This window comes from Spirillospora sp. NPDC048911 (genome assembly GCF_043198015.1).
Lineage (GTDB): Bacteria > Actinomycetota > Actinomycetes > Streptosporangiales > Streptosporangiaceae > Spirillospora.
The window spans coordinates 346,846-367,842 of the sequence record NZ_JBICUD010000012.1 but is presented as its reverse complement, the minus strand read 5'-3'; the positions used below and the strand labels follow the sequence as shown (position 1 = coordinate 367,842).

Genomic DNA, 20,997 nt, shown 5'->3' with positions numbered 1-20,997 from the left:
CGCAACGTGAACAGTGTTGAGTGGCCTACATCACTATGGCGATCCTCAGACGGACGGAATCTGCTCCAGCAGCGCGGTGAGCCCGGCCTCGTCGAGAAGGTCGGCGGGCCGCACGGTGACGTTCGCGCTCACGTAGTGGAACGCCGCGCTGACCTGCTCGACCGGCACGTCCATCAGCTTGGCCCAGGCCAGCCGGTACGCGGCGAGCTGCACGGACGCGAATCGCGCGTCGTCGCCGGACGGCGGGCGGCCGGTCTTCCAGTCGACGACCTCGTAGCCGTCGCCGTCGCGGAACACCGCGTCCATCCGCCCGCGCACGAGCCGGTCGGCGAGGATCGTCTCGAACGGCACCTCGATGTCGAGCGGCTCGCGCCCGGCCCACTCGGACTCCTCGAACCGTTCCTGCAGGTGGGCCAGTTGCGTGTCTTCGGCGGCGCCCTCGTCGGCGGCGCCCGGCAGCTCGTCGGCGTCGAGGAGGCGCTGCTGCCCCCAGCGGCCCTCCAGCCAGGCGTGGAAGGCCGTGCCCCGGCGCGCGTACGGGGCGGGCGGGCGCGGCATCGGGCGGCGGATCTGGCGGGCCAGCGCGGCCGGGTCGCGGGCGAGCGAGACCAGCGACGACACCGACAGATGCGCGGGCAGCTCGACCTGGAGGCCGTCGCCGCCGCGGCCCCGGTCGCGTTCGGCCAGCAGGAGCTCGACGTCGCGCGCCCACGCGGTCATGCGGGCGCGGTCGGCGTCCGCCAGGCCGGCGTCGCCTGCCCAGTGCAGGTTCCGGCCGGTCGGGTGGCCGGACAGGGCGTCCTCGACCATCCGGGCGCCCTCGACGATCGCCTCGTAGCGTTCGCGCTCGGAGATGTCAGAACGGCCCCGGTCCCCCGGCCCGGCGGGCCACTGCGCCTCCTCCGCCTCGGCGAGCAGCGGGTTGGGCGTGCCCTCCTCCGGCGGATCGGCCCAGACAACGACCTGCCCGGCATTTCCCGACATGCACGTCTCCCGCACCTCCTCCAGGAACGGGGACGGCCCGAGCGGGCGGCCCGACGACCCCCACCAGTAGCCGGTGGTGATGAGCAGGCTCGATGCGCGCGTGACGGCGACGTACGCCAGCCGCCGTTCCTCGCGCAGGTCCCGTTCGGCGCAGGCCTGGTCGAACGCGGCCAGATCGTCCTTCTCCAGCCCGCGCAAGTCAGGCAGGTCGGCGCGGTCACCGCGCAGCATGAACGGCAGCACGCGCGGGTTGGCCGTCCAGCGGGTGGCGTTCGCCGGCGGCGAGGGGAAGATCGACCCCTTGGCGGGGCCGCCGCTCTTCTGCGGGGTGTACGACAGCCCCGGCACGATGACGACCGGCCATTCCAGGCCCTTGGACGCGTGGACGGTGAGCAGCTTGACGCTGTTGGTCTCGCCGACCCGGCCCGCCTCCAGCCCGAACTCCTCGGTCTCGGCCGCCTTGAGGTAGGCCAGGAACGCGCCCAGCGTCGGGTCCTCGGCGTCACCGGCGAACGTCGCGGCGGCGTCGATGAACGCGTCGAGGTCGGCCCGCGCCGTGACGGGATCGAGCCCGGACCGGGCCGCGACCTCGATGTCCAGGCCGAGCGCCCGTTCCACCTCGTTCACCAGGTCCGGCAGCGGCAGGCCGACCTGGGAGCGCAGCCCGCGCAGCTCGTCCCGGAGCCGCCGCAGCCGCCCGTACCCCTCGGGCGAGTACGCGTCCGGCGAGCCGAGGTCGTCGAGCGCGTCCACCAGGCTCCCGGTCTCCTGGTTGAGCTCGCTCACCAACTGCCGCAACGGATCGTCCCCGTTGGCAGCCGCCTCATCCTGCCCAGTCCCAGACTCCCCGGGGGGTGGCTCCTCGGGCGTCGCGGGCTCCTGCTGGCGTTCGGGTGGGGTGATGTCGCGGGAGGCCTCTTGCGCCAGGGAGCGGGCTCGGCGGCCCAGGGCGACCAGGTCGCGCGGACCTAGGCGCCAGCGCGGGCCCGTCAGCAGCCTCGCCAGCGACGCGCCGGACGTCGGGTCGTGCATCGCACGCAAGGTGGCGACGACGTCCTGCACCTCGGGGACGGTGAGCAGCCCGCCGAGACCGACCACCTCGACCGGGATGCCACGGCTCTCCAGTGCCCGCCGGACCAGCGGGAACTGCGACCGCTTGCGCGCCAGCACCGCCACGTCCGAGTACTGCAACGGCTCGGCCTGCGGCGCGCCGTCCGGGGCGATCTCGGGGTCGGCGGCCATGAGCCCGGCGATCCGGGCGGCGATCCGGTCCGCCTCGTCCTCGACCGTCTCGAAGAGCGCGCACTCGACCCGGCCCCGGCCCTCCCGCCCCGCGCCCGGCACGAGCCTCGGCACGGCCGCCGTCTCGGCCCGCAGCTCCTCCTGAATCCGCGCGGCCGCGTCCAGGATCTGCTCGCCGTTCCGGAAGCTCCGGCTCAGCTGGACGACCGGCGCCTTGTCCGGCTGCCGCCCGGCGATCGGGGCGTTCAGCGGGAAGTCGTAGGCGAAGCGCAGCAGGTTGCCCGCGCTCGCCCCGCGCCACCCGTAGATCGACTGGCACGGGTCGCCGACCGCCGTGACCGGATGCCCGCCCGCGAAGAGCGACTTGAGCAGGACGAGCTGCGCCTGGCTGGTGTCCTGGTACTCGTCCAGCAGCACGACCGAGAACCGCGACCGTTCGATCATCCCGACCTCGGGATGCTTGTAGGCGATGCGCGCGGCCAGCGACATCTGGTCGCCGTGGTCGACCACCTCGCGGTCGGACTTGGCCTTGGAGTACGCCTCGATGAGCGGCATCAGCTGCTCGCGCACGGCGTGCTTGGCGAGGATGTCGCGCTGCGGTTTGAGGGCCTTCTTCAGCCCGGCGAAGCGTTCGTCCAGCCACGCCCCGACCTTGCGGACGTCGTTGGCGGTGCGCAGGTGCTCGGAGAGATCTCCGGACAGCTCCATGACGGCCTTGGTGACCGTGTCCGGCTGCCAGTCGATCTTGTCCATCGGGCCGCCGTAGGCGTCGACGACGCGCGAGCAGATCTGCCACGCCACCGCCGGGGAGATGAGCCGCATCGTCGGCTCCAGCGCCTCGCGGAGCGCGTGGTCGCCGAAGAGCCGGGCGGCGTAGGAGTGGTACGTCGACACCATCGGCTCGCCGTCGAAGAGCTGCTCACCGCCGAGCCGCTCCAGCTCGTCGCCGGGGAGCATCTCCTTGAGCTTGTCGAGCCGCTTGCGCACCCGGATACCGAGCTCGGCGGCGGCCTTGCGGGTGAACGTCAGGCCGAGCACGCGTTCGGGCCGCACGAAGCCGTTGGCGACCAGCCAGACCACGCGCGCGGCCATGGTCTCGCTCTTGCCCGACCCGGCGCCCGCGATGACCGCCATCGGCGCCAGCGGCGCCTCGATCACGCGCGCCTGTTCCTCGGTCGGTTCGGGGATCTCCAGCAGCCGCGCCAGCCCGGCCGGAGTGATCATGGACCGACCTGCCCCCCTTCCTCATGCACCGGGCAGCAGGACCGTACCGGGCAGGTCCGGCATTTGTCGTTCGCGCGGGCCTGGAAGACGTCGCTCGCCATGCCGGTGGCGACGATCTCGACGAGCTTCTTGGGCCACTCGGGATCGGCGTCCTCGCCCGGCGGCGGCTGCTCCTGCTCGCGCGCCTTGGCGGTGAACGCGGCCTTGCCGACCTGGATCAGCTTGGCGCCGCCCGGCTCGATCAGGCCGTGCCGCTCGAACGCGCCGAGCATCACCGCGTACTGGTAGACGCCGAGCTGCGGGTGCCGGGCCAGGTCGTCCTTGGGGACGGCGGTCGACGAGGTCTTGATGTCGATGATGACGGCGCGCCCGTCGGCGTCGCGTTCGGCGCGGTCGATCCGGCCCTTGATCACGACCCGGCCGAGGTCGACCTTGAACGACTCCTCCAGCGCGACGATCTCGTTGGGATTGTCGTGGTGCCAGGTCAGGAACTTGTCGACCATCGCGGTCGCCTGGTCGCGCTGCTTCTCCGAGTACCAGGCGCTGCGGAACTCCAGGTCGTTCCAGATCTCGTCCAGCCGGTGCGCGACGTCGACCTCGGTGATGCCGTCGTCGGCACCGGCCATCTCGGCCACCGCGTGGATGACCTTGCCCATCGTGCTGTACTCGTTGGGCCCGCCGTCCTGCGCGCCGACCGCCGAGGCCAGCAGCCAGCGCAGGCCGCACGTGGTGAACGCCTCGACCTGTGACGGCGAGATCGTGATCTGCTCGTCCTCGGCGAACGCCGGGCCGGAGTCGGACAGCGCCGTGATGGCGTACCAGTTCTCCGGCTTGGCGCCGCGCACGCCCGCCCGCGCCAGCCGGGCGAGGTGCCCGGCGGCGGCGCGGCGCAGCGGCTCGGGCCTGGACGGGTCGGCGACGACCGAACGCAGGTCGGCGACCAGCGCGGCCATCGACAGCCAGCGGGTCTTCTCGTCGAGCTGCGACTCCTCGATCGCGCCGGGCAGCAACTCGTTCAGGAATCGCGACGGCCGCTCCTCGCTGTCGTCGCCGCCGACCGCCGTGACGATCAGGCGCTTGCGCGCGCGCGTGACGGCCACGTAGAAGAGCCGCCGCTCCTCGTCCATCATCTTGGCGGCCATGGACGCCCCGGCGGCGGCGTTCGCGACCCCGCCGGCTCCCTCGGGCTCGCTTCCGGCGGCGTGCTCGATCAGCTCCTCGATGCCGAGCAGCGAGCCGCGCAGGCGCAGGTCGGGCCAGACGCCCTCCTGCACTCCGGCGACGATGACGACGTCCCATTCCAGGCCCTTGGACCGGTGGGCGGTCAGGATCCGGACGGCCTCGCCCTGCGGGGCCTGCTCGGCGAGCGTGTCACCGGCGATCTCCTGCGCGGCGATGGTGTCGACGAACAGCTCGGGCCCGGCCTGCGGCAGCCGGTCGACGAACCGTGCGGCGTGGTCGAACAGCGCCACCACCGCGTCCAGGTCGCGGTCGGCGGCCGCGCCCCGGGTGCCGCCCTTGACGCTCTGCTCCAGGAGTCCGTCGGCCTGGCCGCTCTCGCGCCACACCTCCCACAGCACGTCCTCGGCGGTGCCGCCCCGGTCGGTGACGTCCCGCGCGATCTTGATGAGGCGGGCGACGCGTTCGGCCGGGGCCCGCACCTTCTCGTGGACGAGGGTCAGCTCGCGCGCGTCGTCCACCGCCGCGATCATCAGCTCGTTCAGCGGGCGGTTACCGCCGGACAGGTCCTCCAGGTCGCGCAGCGCGCGCTTGAGACGCCGCAGGCCGAGCGCGTCGGCGCCGCCGAGCGGCCCGGTGAGCAGGTCCTCGGCGACGATCTCGTCCAGGAAGCCCTTCTTCAGCGCGGCCCGCAGCAGCACCAGGATGGGCCGGACGGCGGGCTCGGCGATCAGCGGCACCTCGTCGCCCGCGACCACGACCGGCACCCCGGCCTGGGCGAGCGCCCGCCGCAGCGCCGGGACCTGCCGGATCGCGCTGCGCACCAGCACGGCCATCCGCGACCACGGCACCCCGTCCAGCAGGTGGGCCCGCCGCAACTCGTCGGCGACGAGCGCCGACTCCTGCGACTCGCTGTCGGCGATGACGGCGTGGACCTCCCCCTCCTCGATCTCCTCCAGGTGCCTGAGCGCGCGGTGCTCGGCGGACAGCGGCCCGGCGGGGAGGCGCCGGGCGATGCGGCGCGAGGCGGCGAGGATCTCCGGGCCCATCCGGCGGCACGTGCGCAGCGCCACGACCGGCGCGGGATCGCCGTCCAGCGTGCGGAACCGGTCGGGGAACTGCAGGATCCCGCGCACGTCGGCCCCGCGGAATCCATAGATCGACTGATCCGGGTCACCGACCACGACCAGGTCGCGGCCTTCTCCGGCGAGGTGCATGAGCAGCGCCTCCTGGGCCGGGTCGGTGTCCTGGTACTCGTCGACGAAGACGGCGTCGTAGGCGTTGGCCTCGCGGATCCGCACCTCGTCGTCCGCCAGCGACCCGGCCGCCATCTGGATCAGCTCGGCGTAGTCGTAGGTGGCCACCGGGTCGACCGCGAACCGGTCGAAGTAACGCTCCATGAAGTGCCCGATGGCCGCCCAGTCGTCACGTCCCCGTGTCTTCCCCAGCGACACGAGATCCTCGGGGAGGAACCGGCGTTCGGAGGCGCGCAGATAGAAATCCCGAAGCTCCTCAGCGAACCCACGCGTGCCGAGGGTCTCGTGCAGCCGATGGGGCCAGCCCTGAGCGCCGTCCGCCCGTTCGCCCTCCAGCAGGCGCCGGACCTCCAGCAGCTGCTCGGGACCGGAGAGCAGGCGCGGCGTCGGCTCCTCGTTCAGCACCGCGTCGCGGCGCAGCAGCGCGTAGGCGTAGCTGTGGAAGGTCAGCGCCAGCGGCGTGCGCGTCGTCCGCTGGAGGCGGCCGGTGATGCGCTCGCGCAGCTCCCCGGCGGCCTTGCGGCTGAACGTGAGCACCAGCACCCGCTCGGGATCGACGCCGCGATTCTCGATCCGGTCGACGACCGCCTCGACGATCGTGGTGGTCTTGCCGGTGCCCGGACCTGCCAGGACGAGCATCGGCCCGCCCGCGTGCTCGACCACGCGCCGCTGCTGCTCGTCGAGCACGGGCGATACCGCGCGCGCCGGACCGGCGCGGCGGACGAGGCGGTACGAGGCTGGGGAAGCTGGTGGCACAACATTTCATTGGAGCAGATGAACGAGGCGGATCTGACCACATCGGCCGCATGTCGCGGATGTGGCGTTCGATAAGATATTCGATAGGAGTGACAGCCGCGATTTGTGAGCGGTCAGCCCAGCCCGTCCCAGCGCGCCCGGCGCATGTCGACGCGGCGGCCGTCCGGGCGGACGGGCGTCCCCTCCACGCGGTACTCCTCGAACGCCCGCACCTCGTGCCCCTCCGCGGGCCGCCCGTCGGCGCGCACGACCCGCCACCAGGGCACCCCGCCGCCGTAGAGCGACATGACCCGCCCGACCTGCCGCGGCCCGCCGACGCCGACCAGCTCGGCGACGTCACCGTAGGACATGACCTGCCCCTCGGGGATCCGCTCCACCGCGTCCAGCACCATCTCCGCGTACTCGTCAGGCTCGGGTCGCATCCCTGGATTCTGGCCGCAGCAAGACCCGGATCGCCACTCCGATCAAGATCAGCCCCACCAGCACCAGCCCCCCGAACCCACCGAGCCAGGTCCAGTCATACGGCACCGCCTTGACCTTCCCGGCCCGGTTCCCACCAAAGTGCGAGCCATCGGCCACCGCCGACTCACCCGTGACCTTCAAGGGTCTCTTCGAGATCCGCCCGGCCTCCTTGAGCGCTCCCGCAGGATTCACGACCCCGAACCCCAAGTCGGTGTCATACCGCCCCTTCCCCTTCGGATGCCGCGCCGACACAGCGATCGCGTGCACGACCTGGGCGGACGTGAGCTCGGGGTATTCGGCCTTGACGAGAGCGGCGGTGGAGGCACCCCACGCCAGCGCAGGTCGTGTGCCCCACATGGTCCATGGACGGCCGCCGGGACCGGTGGTCGGATGCTTGACGCCCGGCGCGCTGACCAGGATGCCGGTATTCGCCTTGGTCCATTTCCTGTCCCGCCGCATATCCCCGATGAACGTGCCCATCGAGATGACGCCGGGCAGGCCTTGCGGGTGCCCCGGCTGCTCGACGGTCTGATCCCCGCCGGCGGCCACGACCACGACGCCTTTCTGGTGCGCGTAGGACACCGCGGCCTCGGTCCGGTCGCCGCGGGCGGCCACGTACTCGTCGACGGCGATCACGTCGGCTCCACGGTCCACCGCGTAGCGGATGCCCGTGGCCATGATCCCGTCCCAGCCTCCGTTCTCCGGCCGCCAGGCGTCCTCGCCCGGATCTTCGGTGTCCGGGTAGATCCGCACGGGCAGCAGCTTCACCCGGGGCGCGTATCCGCGGATGCCGAACAACGAGTCGTCGCCCCGGCCGGTTCCAACGATCAACGAGGCGATGAGCGTACCGTTCAGTCTCTTCGCCTCGGGCAGGCCGACGAGGTCTTTCTCCTTTTCGAGCGCGCCCGAGAGCGCGGATACGTCCCGTGCGACCCCGGACGAGAGCAGCGCGATGGTGGCGCCCTTGCCACGGGTGACCCGGTGCGCCTCCGCGAAGTCGCGAACCAGATCCACTTCCCACCCGCGCGGCCCGGCGTGCGGCTGGACGTACGGATTCGCTCGGGCACCCGCGTACGAGTTCGCCTGCGCCGGGCCCGTCATGGGGGGCGCGGGCACGACCGTCATCCCCGCGGCCGCCGTTGTCGCGACCAGCGAGCCCACGATCCGGCGGGTCAGCATGCGATGTCTTTCCTCTGGCAGGGTGCGTCCATCGTGGAGAACCGCCGCATCACCCGGCCGAGCGCCACGTCCGCGAAGGGAAACGTCTCCAACATACGGTTCCGGTCGACGCGGCCCCGGTCGAGCAGCCAGCCGCTCGTGCGGAAGAAGAGATACGGCGTCTGGTTGGTGCCCACATGGAAGAACCGGCGCCGGGTGTCATCGAACCGTTCCGTGCCCGTTCCCGCGGCGGGCACCGCCCGTACTCCCTCGCGGTCCCGCAGCGAGCCGAGGGCGGAGTAGGCGTTCGACGCCGCGTCTTCATCGGCCATCACCGCCACACCGAGCGTGGTGGCCATCGTGCCGGTGGCGTCCACATAGGTCGCCCTGAGGCTGGCGCGGCACCCATGTCGGCCGAGGGCTTCCGCGACCTTGGGATCGAACGCGTCTCCGCAAGGCGCGGCGGGCACCACGGCCACCCGGCGGATCCGCTGCACCGGGGTGTCGTTTCTGCCGCCCTCGGCCCATGACGGCGTCCCGGCGTAGATAGGTCCGTGCTCGAAGGTGGGCGGGAAGATATCGGCGACCTTGAGGTTCTGCCAGCGGATCGCGATCTCCTTCGCGCCCGCCTCCTTGATCTCCGTGCGCGTCGGCTCGCGGGTCAGATCCGCGACGATCGCGACGCTGCCGCCAATGATGGCGGCAAGGCCGAGCAATGCCAGGCTGAACGCCATGAACCGGCGACGTTTGGCCGGGACGGGAGCCGGGGCCGGATTCGCGGCTGGCATTTCCAGACATTCCGGCTTTTCAGATGTTTCGGATACTTCGGACACGACGGTCGATTCAACCGAGCGCTGATCTCGCTAAGGTCGCGGGGCAGTGTCGCTTTGCGTCAGCGGCGGAGGACCAATACGAGCGAGAAGACCAGGATGGCCAGGGCCAGGGTGGCGGTTCCCGCGGACGTGACGATCAGGTCGCCGTCGCGGTGGACCACGCGGATCGGCCCCGTCTCGCCGCTGCCGAAGGGTTGCGCGGCGGGCAGGCCGAGGCCGGTCAGGCGGGCGGCGGCGAGGCGGTCGGACTCGGTGACGGCGGCGTGCGCGTCGACGGCGCCGAAGCCCACGCCGAGGTCGTAGCCGCCGGACGGGCGGTGCCGGGTGCCCGTCACGATCGCCTGGGTGACCAGGGCGGGCGCCAGCCCCGGATGGCGGGAGCGGATGAGCGCGGCGACGCCGGAGACGAACGCGGTGGCCGGGCTCGTGCCGTCGCCGATCCAGTACTGGTCTCCCGGGCCCGCGCCGATGACGCGCACGCCGGGCGCCGAGATGACGACCGAGGAGTTGCGGTTGGAGAAGCCCGCGTGCGCGCCGTCCTTGTCGACGGCGGCGACGGAGATGACGCCCGGGAACGAGGCGGGGTAGGAGAACGGGGCGTGACCGGTGCGGCGGGCCTTCTCGGTGGCGCCCGCGTTGCCCGCGGCGGCCACGACGACCACGTTCTTGCTGAGCGCGTACGCGACGGCCTCGCGTTCGGCCTTGGTGGCGGCGGACCGGCCGAGCGACAGGTTCACCACGTCGGCGCCGTTGTCGACGGCGTAGCGGATGCCGCGGGCGATCGTGTCCTCGTAGCGCTCGTCGTTGACGAACGAGGAGTAGCCGGGCTCGTCGTTCTCCACGATCACGCGGAGGGCCAGCAGGCGGGCCTGGGGGGCGATGCCCAGCACGCCGTCCCCGCCGCCCGGGCCGTGCCCGTGGCCCGCGATGATCGACGCCATGTTGGTGCCGTGCAGGCGCCGGGGCTCGGCGCCGGGCGGGTTGGCGCCCTCGGTGTAGTCGGGGCCGACGGTCACCGAGCCGGTCAGGTCGGCCTGGGACGGGTCGACGCCCGAGTCGAGCACGGCGACCGTGACCCCGGAGCCCTTGGAGAGCTCCCAGGCGCGCGGAACGTTCATCGATTCCATCACCGGCGCCGTCTGGTCGCGGATCTCGTCCGACCGGGCGGGAGCGGCGAGGAGCGCCGGGAGGACGAGGAAAGCCACCGCGCCCGTAGCCGCGAGATGTCTCAGCATGTCCACGCCCCTGAGTCGCAGTCGACCGGGATCGGGGCGGTGAGCGGATTGAGGACCGCGACGGTGAGTTGCGGCGCCAAGGCGAAGAGGTCGTTCTGCCGTTTCGCGCCGCGCACGACCGGCCTGCCGTCCACGTAGCCGACGGTGGCCGCGACCACATAGGGGCCGCGCTGCCGTACCGCGGCGGCCTGCCTGGCCGAGTCGGCGAAGCGGGCGGTCACCGAGTTCGGGAACGGCACCGTGCGCAGGCCCGGCCTCGGATTCCGGGCCGGGAACCCGGCGGCGGCCGCGCGGGCGGCGGGCTCGTCGGGGAACACCGCGACGCCGACCGCGATGGCCAGGCCCTGCGGCTCGTCGAGGTAGACGGCGCGCAGCACGGCCCGGCACCCGTGCCTGCCGAGGGACGCGCCGAGCTGCGGGTCCACGGCGGTCTCGCACCGGGTGTCCGGGGAGATCCCGACGCGCCGGGCGGTCTCGTCGCCGCCGACGTCCAGGGTGTAGGGGATCTGCTCGGGGAAGACGCGGCCCGACGGCCAGGTCATGTAGCGGCGGGCGATCTCCCTGGTGGCGGCGTTCCGGCGCTCGGCGGCCGTCGGCTCGCGGGTGAGCTCACCGGCCAGCCGCACCGCCATGGGGACGAGCACCGCGAGGCTGCACGCGGCGGCGAGCCCGGCGAGCAGGGGCGTGAGCCGCGGGCGCGCCGTGCCATGGGATCCCGGCTCCTCCGGTTCCGGTTCGAGGTCCGGGGATGAGATCTGGACGCGCACGGAGCGGAGCGTAGCTGAGAAAGCCGCCAGTAAGAATGCCCCTGGCCACCGCGACCGCCCAGACGCCCCAGCAGCGCAGCCTGGTAGGGGTACTGGCGGGCCGGGCGAGTACTAACCCGGCGGGCCGGACGGGTACGGGCCCGGCTGCCCGGCTGGGAACGGGCCTGGCGGGCTGGACGAGTATGGGCCTGGCGGGCCGGGCGGGTATGGGCCTGGCGGGCCGGGCGGGTATGGCCCTGGTGGGCCGGACGGGTATGGGCTTGGCGGGCCGGACGGGTATCCGGCTGGCAGTACGGGCTCGTAGGGGGCCTGTGGGCGCGGGTTGCGGCGGTGCAGGGCCACTGAGATGACCACGGCCGCCGCCGCGCCGCCCGCGCCCAGTACGACGATCGTGCCGATGACCGGGCGCAGCCAGGCCGGGCGGTCGATGATCGCGACCGGTCCGGGCGGCGAGCCCTCGCCGAACCGCTGCCCGCCCGCCTTTCCGGCCAGGCCGCCGCGCGGCGTCGTCAGGGTGTTCGCCGCGGAGAGGGCGCGGACCGCGTTCACCTCGCCGAAGCCCAGTTCGGGGTTGTACTTGCCGGACGGGCCGTTCTTGGCGCTGTCGACGAGCGCCTGAGCGACCAGCGCGGGCGGCAGCTTGGGGTGCTTCGAACGGATCAGCGCCGCGACCCCGGACACGATCGCGCTGGCCGGGCTCGTTCCGGCGCCGACGCCGTACTCGCCGCCCGGCAGGCCGAAGACGATGTCGTCGCCAGGGGCGCCGACGACCACCGAGTAGTTGCGGTTGGAGAACTTGGCGCGGTCGTGCCCCGGCGTGGTCGCGGCCACCCCGATCACGCCGGGATAGGACGCCGGGTAGGAGTACGGCGCGAAGCCGTCCCTGTCGAGCTTGCGCTTGCGGTCGCCGTCGTTGCCGGCCGAGGCGATCACGACGACGCCCTTCTTGATGGCGTAGCCGATGGCCTCGCGTTCGTCGCGCTCCTCCTCGTACTGGCCGAGGGAGAGGTTGATGATGTCGGCGCCGTGGTCGGCCGCGTACCGGATGCCGTCGGCGACCCCGTCGCCTTCGCTGTCGGACTTGTAGCGCCCGTAGCTGGCGTCCTCCTCCTCGGCGATGGCACGGATCGCCAGGATGCGGGCCTTCGGCGCTATCCCGATGATCCCGGAGCCGCCGCCGGGGCCGTGGCCGTGCCCGGCGATCAGCGCGGCCATCGCGGTGCCGTGCAGCCGCTTGGGCTTCGCGCCCCGGTCGACGTCGGCGATCATGTTGGGGCCGGTGATGACCGAGCCCCTGAGGTCGGGCTGCTTCGGGTCGGTCCCCGAGTCGACGACCGCCACGGTCACCCCGGCGCCCCGGGTCTGCTTCCATGCGGCCTGGACGGAGAGCGTCTCCAGAACGTCGCCCTGCAGCTGACGGATCTGGTCCGCGTGGGCGGACGGGGCGGGCGCGAGCAGGGGCGCGGCGCCGATCGTCAAGGCCACCAGTGCCGCCGCGGCTCTCCGGACCCCCATCAGCACTTCCACTCGCTGCCGGAGCAGTCCGGCAGCGACTGCTGGGACAGGGCCTTGGCGACCTGATGCCCGAGTTGCGGCGCCGACTCGAACGGCAGACCGGGCCGCACCTTGGTGATCGCGGTCGCGGGACGGCCGTCGGACTGGCCCGATGTGGTCAGCACCACGTACGGGCCGCCGCGGTCGGAGCTCCGGTCCTGCCGGGCGGCGTCGTTGAACCTCGCGCCCGCCGTGCCCGGGAACGCGGCGGCGCGCAGCGCGGGCCGCACGCCCAGCGAACGTTTGGCGTTGACCGGCGTCGACTCCGGGATCTCCTTGTACGCCCGGTCGGCCGCCCACGCGTCCGGGAAGACCACCACGCCCACCGTGATCACGACGCCCTGGAGCTGGTCGGCGTACGTGGCGCGCAGGACCGCGCGGCAGCCGTGCCTGCGCAGGATCGCCCCCAGTTCCGAGTCGACGGCGGGCTCGCAGTCGGTGCCCGGGACGATGCCGAGCCGCCCCGCGAACTCGCTGTGCCCGCCTTGTGTCGTGGCGTACGAGAGCCGCTCGGGGAAGATCCGCCCGGCGGGCCAGGTCTGCCAGCGGCGGGCGACCTCGGTGGCGGCGGCACGCTTGAGTTCGGCGTTCGTCGGTTCCCTGTTGAGGGTCGCCCAGGCGCCGGTGAGGGCCGCCGCGGTCACCATCAGGTAGACGGACGCGAGCACGATGGCGACGACCATCCACTGCCGGGCGCGCAGGCCGAGCACGACGCCGGGGCGGTGCGTCGGTTCCACCAGGTGGCCCGCCGGTGGGCCCGGCTGGACCGGCGGCTGGTGGGAGGGGGGCTGGAACGCCACAACCAACAAGGTTATCGGGGGATCGCTACATTCCGCCCTCCACAGGACAGGTCCGGCGAAGGCCCCAACCCCTGGCGTCCCTTGCATTTCCACCGCGTTCCCGCCGCGAGACGCGGGCTGACGTTCGGGAATGCCACGCGGCATGGCAGGGTTGTGGGCTGAAGGACCGCTCGGAGGACAAAGGCGTCCCGCCCCGTGAACCTGAGCCCGTAAGAGCACCGCGTCAACACAGGAGCACTCACCGTGTCGTTGCCACCTCTGGTCGAGCCCGCAGCGGAGCTCACCCGTGACGAGGTCAATCGTTACTCGCGACACCTGATCATCCCCGACGTCGGGATGGCCGGGCAGAAGCGCCTCAAGAACGCCAAGGTCCTGTGTGTGGGCGCGGGCGGCCTGGGCTCACCGGCGCTGATGTACCTCGCGGCCGCCGGCGTGGGCACCCTGGGCATCATCGACTTCGACGTCGTGGACGAGTCCAACCTGCAGCGCCAGATCATCCACCGGCAGTCGACCCTCGGCAAGCCCAAGGCCGAGTCCGCCGCCGAGACGGTGCGCGAGATCAACCCGTTGATCGACATCAAGGTGCACAACACCTCGCTCGACCGCGACAACGTGCTGGAGATCTTCGCCCAGTACGACCTGATCGTCGACGGCACCGACAACTTCGCCACCCGCTACATGGTCAACGACGCGGCGGTGCTGCTCGGCAAGCCGTACGTGTGGGGCTCGATCTACCGGTTCGACGGCCAGGCCTCGGTCTTCTGGGCCGAGCACGGGCCGTGCTACCGCTGCCTCTACCCCGAGCCCCCGCCGCCCGGCATGGTGCCGTCCTGCGCCGAGGGCGGCGTGCTCGGCGTGCTGTGCGCGTCCATCGGCTCCATCCAGGTGAACGAGGCGATCAAGCTCATCACCGGCATCGGCGACCCGCTGGTCGGGCGGCTGACCGTCTACGACGCCCTGGAGATGAGCTACCGCAACGTGAAGGTCCGCAAGGACCCCGAATGCCCGCTGTGCGGCAAGAACCCGACGCAGACCGAGCTCCTGGAGGACTACGACGCGTTCTGCGGCGCGGTCTCCGAGGAGGCCACCGAGGCCGTCAAGGGTTCCACCATCTCGGTGCACGACCTGAAGGCCATGCAGGACCGCGGTGACGACATCTTCCTGGTGGACGTGCGCGAGCCCAACGAGTACGAGATCGTCTCGATCCCGGGCGCGACGCTGATCCCCAAGGGCGAGTTCCTCAACGGCTCCGCGCTGGAGAAGCTCCCCCAGGAGAAGAAGATCGTCCTGCACTGCAAGTCGGGCGTGCGGTCCGCCGAGGCCCTCGCGGTCGTCAAGAACGCGGGCTTCGCCGACGCCGTGCACGTCGGCGGCGGCGTGGTCGCCTGGGTCAACCAGATCGACCCGAGCCTCCCGCAGTACTAGAACTCAGCGGCACCACAGAACCGAACAGCACCACGGCCATCGCCGGCCTGACGCGCCCGGGACGCCCCGTCCCGGCGCGTCGGGTCGGCGTTGCGCGTTTCACGCAGGCCCTCGGCGGGGCGGGGCGTACGTCAGGCCGAGCACCCGCGAGATATCGACGAGCATGAGCTCGAAGATCGGCTCCGGATCGTTCAGGGCGAAGTCGAGGTGCCCGAAGACCTCCAGGCTGACGCTGCCCTGGAGCAGGACCCAGCACTGCAGGAACCGCTGGATGACCCCCAGCGGCAGGTCGACGCCGAGCGCCTCGTCCCGGTAGCGGCGCAGCTGCTCGCGCAGGCCGGGATCGATCTCCTCGTCGGTCATGATCGTAAATTGGCGCTTCTGCCACAGCTCCAGGAAGAGGACGAGGAACGTCCGGCCGAACTGGCGCGCGCACTCCTCGGCGAAGTCCATCTGCTCCTGGTGGCCGAGGCCGGGCAGCGGGGCCCCGAAGAGCAGCGCGTACTCGCGGCGATGGGCCAGCGACCAGTGCCGGAAGCAGCGGGCGGCCGCCAGGAACTTGCCGCTCATGTCGCCGCCGGGGACGGCCGCGATGTCCTTGTGCAGCTCCTCGGTGAGCTCGGTGAAGATCTCGCCGACCAGATGCCGGAGCAGCTCGCCGTGGCTGCCGAAGTAGCGGTAGAGCGCCGGCGCCGTCATGCCCATCTCGCGCGCGATCGCGCGCAGCGTGACCGCCTCGGGCCCCTGCTCGACCAGGATGCGCCGGGCCGTCTCGGAGATCTCCCGCATGGTCGCCGCGCGCAGCCTGTCGCGCCGTGACTCCGCCACCGTGCGACCTCCTTCTCCTAGACGCCTCGAATGATTCCCCAAAAACACCCTTGACGGAAGTGAACCCTGCATGCAAAGTTAACGCCGTAAGCAGTTAACGGCATTCATGTATGTTAGCGCAAGTAACTCAGCGTCAGGGGAGCACACGATGTTCGAAAGCTGGGGCCGCCTCGTACACCGGCGACGGCGGTCGATCCTGGGCCTGTCCCTCATCGCGGTCGTCTTCATGGCCGTCTGGGGCACGGGCGTGTTCGGCGCCCTCACGTCGGCGGGCGGTTTCGACACGCCGGGCAGCGAGAGCGCCCGCGCCGCCGAGACCGCCGAGCGCGCCCTCGGGCGGGACGGCGCCGACGTGGTCGTCCTTTACAAGAGCACCGACGGCCGGACGGTCGACGACCCCGCGTACCAGCGCTCGGTCGATCAGGCCCTCGCCGCGATTCCCGCCGGGAAGACGGCGGGCGCCACCACCTACTGGAAGTCCAAGTCGCCGCAGCTCGTCAGCAAGGACCGCACCGCCACGTACGCCGTCCTGCAGCTGGCCGGCGCCGACGCCGAGACCCGCGAGAAGAACTACGACGCGATCGCGGACGACCTCACCAGGACACCGGGCGGCCTGACCGCCAAGGTCGGCGGGCAGCAGGGCACCGAGACCGCCGTCAACGAACGCGTCTCCGCCGACATCGCGCGCGCCGAGGGCATGGCGATGCCCGTCCTGCTCATCCTCCTGGTCATCATCTTCGGCAGCCTGGTAGCGGCGAGCCTGCCGCTGCTCATCGGCGGCCTGGCCGTGCTCGGCTCGTTCACCGCCCTGCACGCCCTCACCTACACCACCGACGTGTCGATCTTCGCGATCAACATCACGACGTTCCTGGGGATGGGCCTGGCGATCGACTACGGCCTGTTCGTGGTGGGCCGGTTCCGCGAGGAGCTCGAACGCACCGGCTCCACCGAGGACGCCATCGCCGCCACGATGTCCACCGCCGGACGCACCGTCGCCGTCTCGGGCGTCACCGTCGCGGTCTCCCTCGCGGGCCTCCTGCTCTTCGACCAGAACTTCCTGGTCTCCATGGGCTAACGGCGGGATCGCGACCGTCCTCGTCTGCATGGTCGCCGCGCTCACCGTGCTGCCCGCGCTGCTCGCGGTGCTCGGCCCGCGCGTCAACGCCGTCTCGATCCGCCGGAAGAAGCGTCCGGCCCGCACCAGCGACCGCTGGCTCCGCCTGGGCCACAGCGTCATGCGCCGGCCCGTCCGCTACGCCGTCGCGGCCACCACGATCATCCTCGCGCTCGGCGCCCCGTTCCTCGGCATCAACTGGGGCGGCGTGGACGCCAAGGTCCTGCCCACCGGCACGGACGCCCGCGTCGTGGCCGAAACACTCGAAAGCGACTTCCCGCGCAACGCCACGAGCCCGATCGAAGCCGTGGTCACCGGCGACGCGACCTCGATCAAGACCTACACCGACCGCCTGGCGGCGACCCCCGGCATCACGTCCGCGACCGTCACGGGCGCCGAGAACGGCACCGCCCGCATCGCCCTGCTCTACCAGCCCGACCCGGCCTCCGCCGAGGCCCGCGCCCTGGTCGAACGTGTCCGCGACGTGCCCGCACCCCCGGGAACCACAGCCCTCATCGGAGGCCCCTCCGCCGACATCGTCGACCAGCTCGACAGCATCGGCGCGACCCTCCCCTGGCTGGCCCTCACCGTCGGCGTGGCGACGTTCGTCCTGCTCTTCCTGGCCTTCGGCTCGGTGGTCCTGCCCCTCAAGGCCATCGTGATGAACCTGCTCTCCCTCTCCGCCGCGTTCGGCGCGATGGTCTGGATCTTCCAGGACGGCAATCTCTCCGGAGCGCTCGACTTCACCGCCACCGGCTCCATCGCCCCCGCGATGCCGATCCTCATGCTGGCGATGCTCTTCGGCCTCTCCATGGACTACGAGGTCTTCCTCCTCTCCCGCATCCGCGAGCAGTACGACCTGACGGGCGACAACACCAAGGCGGTGGCCATCGGCCTGCAACGCACCGGCGGCATCATCACCAGTGCGGCCCTGCTCTTCATCGTGGTGATCGGGGCCTTCTCGACCTCGGGCATCACGTTCATCAAGATGACCGGCGTCATCATGGCGATCGGGTTCCTGGTGGACGCCACGATCGTTCGCGCGATCCTCGTTCCCGCGACCATGCGCCTGATGGGCCGCGCCAACTGGTGGGCCCCGCCCGGCCTGGCGAAGCTCTACAGCCGCTACGGCATCCGCGAGTCCGACGAAGCTCCGGCCAAGACCCTGGAACCCGCAGGCGTCTGACATGAACCACATGGGGCGAGGGCACACGGCCCTCGCCCCACCCTCATGCCATCACGGCCCACACGGCCTTCCCACCCCCGTCCAGCGGCCGGACGCCCCACTCCGCCACCAGATCATCGATGATGAAGAGCCCTCGCCCGCCCTCCTCCTCGGGCCCGGCCGCCCGCAGGACAAGCGGCTCATCACTCTGATCCCAGACCTCCAGAAGAACCTTCCCCCGCGCTCTTCCCACCCGCACGACCACGGGCTCCCCCGACACCCGCGCCGCGTTGCTGAACAGCTCGGTGATCACCAGCCGCGCCTCGTACGACTCCAGCCCCCACTTCCCGAACGCCTCCGCCACAAGATCACGTGCCGCCTTGGCCGCCTCGGGCGCCGGTTCGAGCACGAGAGTGAAGTCCATGGTCGCTCCCTTTCGGATATCGACCTCGACTCTGCGACCGGATGACTACTCTCTGTCCTGGAACCGACTCGACATGGCTCGACAGAACCGGGGGCCGACTCGATGAACCGCAAGAAGCTCCAGCCCACGAAGTCGGCCAAGACCCACTACGGCCACCGCCTCCGCAAGTACCGCGACAAGAAAGGCTGGTCGCAACCACAGCTCGCCGAGAAGGTCTTCTGCACCGGCGACCTCATCTCCAAAATCGAGACCGGCGTCAATACCGCCACCCCCGACATGTCCAGGCGCTTCGACGTCCTCTTCGAACTGGACGAGGAGTTCGAAGACCTCCAAGAACTCGCCGCCGAAGAAGGCATCCCGCTGTGGTTTCGGCCCTACGTCGAGTTCGAACGCAAGGCAACCTGCGTCCGCGTATTCGACCCGCTCGACGTTCCAGGATTGCTGCAGAACGAGGCCTATGCGCGAACGATCCTCAGCTCGCGTTACGAGGGCGACGAACTCGATGAAGCCGTAGCCGCCCGCCTCAGCCGACAGTTGGTTCTGGCCCGCAAACGCCCGCCCTGGGTGCTCGTCCTCGTCTCCGAGTGGGCCCTGCGCCGTCCCATCGGTAATCCGGAAGCCCAGCGCGGACAACTTCGATACCTACTCGACCTGGGTAAACGCCGCAACATCACCATCCAGGTCGTGCCGATAGATGCCTGCATCCATCCGAGTGGTGCTTTCACCCTCTTCAGCTTCGCCGACGAGCCAGACATCGCGTACGTAGACAGCGTGCGCACCTACGGGCGGCCTCTTGCACGGCACGAGGAGGTGGAAGACCTTAAGGTGGAGTTTGATCGGATCCGGTCTGAAGCCCTCTCCGTCAACGAGACGGTGGCAGTGATCCAGGCAGTGCTGGAGGATCTTTGAGCGGCATCGAAGTCCATTCCGCGAACTGGCGTAAGAGCAGCTACAGCGGTGACTCAGGCGGGCAGTGCGTCGAGCTCGCGGATCTCGGAGACCGTGTCGGCGTCCGTGACAGCAAGGATCCTGAGGGCGGCGTTCTTGTCGTCACGCGTCGAACCCTGCTGAACGGACTCCGCGACCATCTGGCGTGATCGCGAGAGATCATCATCGTTGGCCTGCGCGGTCCACGATCTTGGTTATGAGGCGGGTCAGGGAGTAGGTGACGGTGCCTACCGGGGCCTTGGGTGCGGGGCCGGCGGTCTTTGAGATCGGGGTGTTGTGGCCGTTGCTGACGGTTCGCTGGGCGACCATCTGGTAGGTGGCCGGGTCCAGGAGGAACTGCTGACCGTAGCCGCGTGACACCGCGATGGCCGGACGGCCGGCGACGTCCTCGACGCTCTGGTCCTCCCAGTACCGGAGGACCAGCACGGCGCGGTCCTGCACGGGGAGCTCGGCCAGCGCGTTCAGGAGCGTCATGCGGAGAGCCTGGTCGGGCTCCGCCGCCGCCGAGTCCGGCAGCCTTTCCCGAGGCGTTTCGTGGCTGCTGCGCTTGCGCACGTGAGACAGAAAGGTCCGGGTCAGAACCGTGCGGGCGTAGGCCTCGGGGCTGTCCGCGCGCTGAACCTTCCGCCATGAGGCGTACAGCTTGCCGAGCGTCGTCTGCACCAGGTCTTCGGCCAGATGCCAGTCGTCGCAGAGCAGGCACGCGGTCCGGAAGAGGCCGGCGCTGCGCGCGGCGGCGAATTCTTGAAACCCGTTCGGATGTTTGGCCATCGGCCTTCCCAAAGCGTCGTCCGTCGTTCTCTACACCCAAAGACGCCGCGGGTGGCGCCTCGCGTCACGGGCCACGGAAATGAGGTCGCGGGCCACCCGGCGGTATGCCACGTTTGATCCATGAACGTGCTGCTGTCCGGGATCGTCGGATCGACCGCGTACGGGCTGGCCACGCCCGAGTCGGACGTGGATCGGCTCGGGGTGTACGCGGCTCCGACCGAGCAGTTCCATGGGCTGCACCTGCCGATCGGCAAGAAGGCCAGCAAGGTCAGCAACGACCCGGACGTCACGCTGCACGAGGCGGGCAAGTGGGCGGGCCTGGCGCTCGGCTGCAACCCCACGGCGACCGAGCTGGCCTGGCTGCCGGACGACTGCTACGAGGTCCGGACGCCGCTCGGCGAGGATCTGATCGGCATCCGCACGTCGTTCCTGTCCGCGGGGAGGGTGCGCGACGCCTATCTGGGGTATGCGGTGGCGCAGTTCAAGCGGCTCGAGAATCGCGGCGACGGCTCGTTCTCCGCCGACACGCGCAAGCGGACCGCGAAGCACGCGCGGCACCTCTACCGCCTGGTCACCCAGGGCGAGCTGCTCTACGCCACCGGGCACCTCCAGATCCGGGTGGACGACCCGGAGAAGTTCCGTTCGTTCGGCGAGCGGGTGGCCGACGGGGGCGTGGAGGAGGCGCGCGCGATGCTCGCCGCCGCCGAGGAGCGCATCGACCGGATCCGGACGCCGCTGCCCGACCGGCCCGACGAGCAGACGGTCGAGCGATGGCTGCACGCCGTCCGCGCCGCCCATTACTCCGTTCCGGCCGACCGGAGTTCTGGTTAGGGACAATCCAGTGGATTGCTCCTTTTAGAACAGAATTCTAC

18 protein-coding genes are annotated in these 20,997 nt (G+C 71.0%); 6 read left to right on the top strand and 12 right to left on the bottom strand.

Translation table 11 applies throughout. The features are described 5' to 3' along the window. Nucleotides 1-45: 45 nt before the first annotated feature. The 9 genes from ACGFNU_RS42955 to ACGFNU_RS42915 all read right to left on the bottom strand — a co-directional run bounded on the left by ACGFNU_RS42955 (nucleotide 46) and on the right by ACGFNU_RS42915 (nucleotide 13,450). A complete protein-coding gene (locus ACGFNU_RS42955; RefSeq protein ID WP_392602399.1) occupies nucleotides 46-3,450 on the bottom strand; it encodes an ATP-dependent helicase in 3,405 nt (1,134 codons plus the stop codon). Further along, complete coding sequence (locus ACGFNU_RS42950) at nucleotides 3,447-6,572, bottom strand: ATP-dependent helicase (RefSeq protein ID WP_392602455.1); 3,126 nt, start codon at nucleotides 6,570-6,572, stop codon at nucleotides 3,447-3,449. The genes ACGFNU_RS42955 and ACGFNU_RS42950 overlap by 4 nt, the downstream gene beginning before the upstream one ends. 182 nt (nucleotides 6,573-6,754) lie before the next feature. Next, nucleotides 6,755-7,063 (bottom strand): MGMT family protein, encoded by a 309-nt coding sequence (locus ACGFNU_RS42945; RefSeq protein WP_392602398.1) that lies wholly within the window; start codon nucleotides 7,061-7,063, stop codon nucleotides 6,755-6,757. Further along, on the bottom strand, nucleotides 7,047-8,282 hold the full coding sequence (locus tag ACGFNU_RS42940; protein ID WP_392602397.1) for a S8 family serine peptidase: 1,236 nt from the start codon (nucleotides 8,280-8,282) through the stop codon (nucleotides 7,047-7,049). Before ACGFNU_RS42940 ends, ACGFNU_RS42945 begins: the two co-directional genes overlap by 17 nt. Next, on the bottom strand, nucleotides 8,276-8,995 hold the full coding sequence (locus tag ACGFNU_RS42935) for a hypothetical protein (protein WP_392602396.1): 720 nt from the start codon (nucleotides 8,993-8,995) through the stop codon (nucleotides 8,276-8,278). Before ACGFNU_RS42935 ends, ACGFNU_RS42940 begins: the two co-directional genes overlap by 7 nt. Nucleotides 8,996-9,153: 158 nt before the next feature. Then, nucleotides 9,154-10,329: a S8 family serine peptidase gene (locus ACGFNU_RS42930; RefSeq protein WP_392602395.1), complete on the bottom strand. Its 1,176-nt coding sequence runs from the start codon at nucleotides 10,327-10,329 to the stop codon at nucleotides 9,154-9,156. Next, nucleotides 10,323-11,096 carry a hypothetical protein gene (locus ACGFNU_RS42925; protein ID WP_392602394.1) on the bottom strand — a complete coding sequence of 258 codons (774 nt, stop codon included), beginning with the start codon at nucleotides 11,094-11,096 and terminating at the stop codon, nucleotides 10,323-10,325. The genes ACGFNU_RS42930 and ACGFNU_RS42925 overlap by 7 nt, the downstream gene beginning before the upstream one ends. A 111-nt stretch (nucleotides 11,097-11,207) precedes the next feature. Next, complete coding sequence (locus tag ACGFNU_RS42920; protein ID WP_392602393.1) at nucleotides 11,208-12,611, bottom strand: S8 family serine peptidase; 1,404 nt, start codon at nucleotides 12,609-12,611, stop codon at nucleotides 11,208-11,210. Further along, nucleotides 12,611-13,450: a hypothetical protein gene (locus tag ACGFNU_RS42915; RefSeq protein ID WP_392602392.1), complete on the bottom strand. Its 840-nt coding sequence runs from the start codon at nucleotides 13,448-13,450 to the stop codon at nucleotides 12,611-12,613. Before ACGFNU_RS42915 ends, ACGFNU_RS42920 begins: the two co-directional genes overlap by 1 nt. Nucleotides 13,451-13,693: 243 nt before the next feature. Here ACGFNU_RS42915 and moeZ point away from each other — a divergent pair, with 243 nt between their 5' ends. Beyond that, nucleotides 13,694-14,875, top strand: a complete 1,182-nt coding sequence (gene moeZ, locus ACGFNU_RS42910) for an adenylyltransferase/sulfurtransferase MoeZ (RefSeq protein ID WP_392602391.1) — start codon at nucleotides 13,694-13,696, stop codon at nucleotides 14,873-14,875. A gap of 99 nt (nucleotides 14,876-14,974) precedes the next feature. Here moeZ and ACGFNU_RS42905 read toward each other — a convergent pair whose 3' ends face one another. Further along, a complete protein-coding gene (locus ACGFNU_RS42905; protein ID WP_392602390.1) occupies nucleotides 14,975-15,703 on the bottom strand; it encodes a TetR/AcrR family transcriptional regulator in 729 nt (242 codons plus the stop codon). Between the two features lie 148 nt (nucleotides 15,704-15,851). Here ACGFNU_RS42905 and ACGFNU_RS42900 point away from each other — a divergent pair, with 148 nt between their 5' ends. Both ACGFNU_RS42900 and ACGFNU_RS42895 read left to right on the top strand, forming a co-directional pair. Then, the gene (locus ACGFNU_RS42900) at nucleotides 15,852-16,778 is read left to right on the top strand and encodes an MMPL family transporter (protein WP_392602389.1); all 927 of its coding nucleotides are present in this window, start codon (nucleotides 15,852-15,854) and stop codon (nucleotides 16,776-16,778) included. Between the two features lie 28 nt (nucleotides 16,779-16,806). Further along, entirely contained in the window at nucleotides 16,807-18,003 is a 1,197-nt protein-coding gene (locus tag ACGFNU_RS42895) for an MMPL family transporter (RefSeq protein ID WP_392602388.1), read from the top strand. A 43-nt stretch (nucleotides 18,004-18,046) separates the two neighbouring features. Here ACGFNU_RS42895 and ACGFNU_RS42890 read toward each other — a convergent pair whose 3' ends face one another. Continuing rightward, entirely contained in the window at nucleotides 18,047-18,406 is a 360-nt protein-coding gene (locus tag ACGFNU_RS42890; RefSeq protein WP_392602387.1) for an ATP-binding protein, read from the bottom strand. 102 nt (nucleotides 18,407-18,508) lie between these two features. On the opposite strand from ACGFNU_RS42890, the gene ACGFNU_RS42885 reads away from it, so the two are divergent. Continuing rightward, nucleotides 18,509-19,315 (top strand): Scr1 family TA system antitoxin-like transcriptional regulator, encoded by an 807-nt coding sequence (locus ACGFNU_RS42885; protein WP_392602386.1) that lies wholly within the window; start codon nucleotides 18,509-18,511, stop codon nucleotides 19,313-19,315. Next, on the top strand, nucleotides 19,312-19,503 hold the full coding sequence (locus ACGFNU_RS42880; RefSeq protein ID WP_392602385.1) for a DUF397 domain-containing protein: 192 nt from the start codon (nucleotides 19,312-19,314) through the stop codon (nucleotides 19,501-19,503). Before ACGFNU_RS42885 ends, ACGFNU_RS42880 begins: the two co-directional genes overlap by 4 nt. Before the next feature lie 13 nt (nucleotides 19,504-19,516). On the opposite strand, the gene ACGFNU_RS42875 is transcribed toward ACGFNU_RS42880, so the two are convergent. Further along, a complete protein-coding gene (locus tag ACGFNU_RS42875; RefSeq protein WP_392602384.1) occupies nucleotides 19,517-20,125 on the bottom strand; it encodes a SigE family RNA polymerase sigma factor in 609 nt (202 codons plus the stop codon). A 120-nt stretch (nucleotides 20,126-20,245) separates the two neighbouring features. On the opposite strand from ACGFNU_RS42875, the gene ACGFNU_RS42870 reads away from it, so the two are divergent. Continuing rightward, entirely contained in the window at nucleotides 20,246-20,956 is a 711-nt protein-coding gene (locus ACGFNU_RS42870) for a DNA polymerase beta superfamily protein (RefSeq protein ID WP_392602383.1), read from the top strand. Nucleotides 20,957-20,997 lie beyond the last annotated feature (41 nt).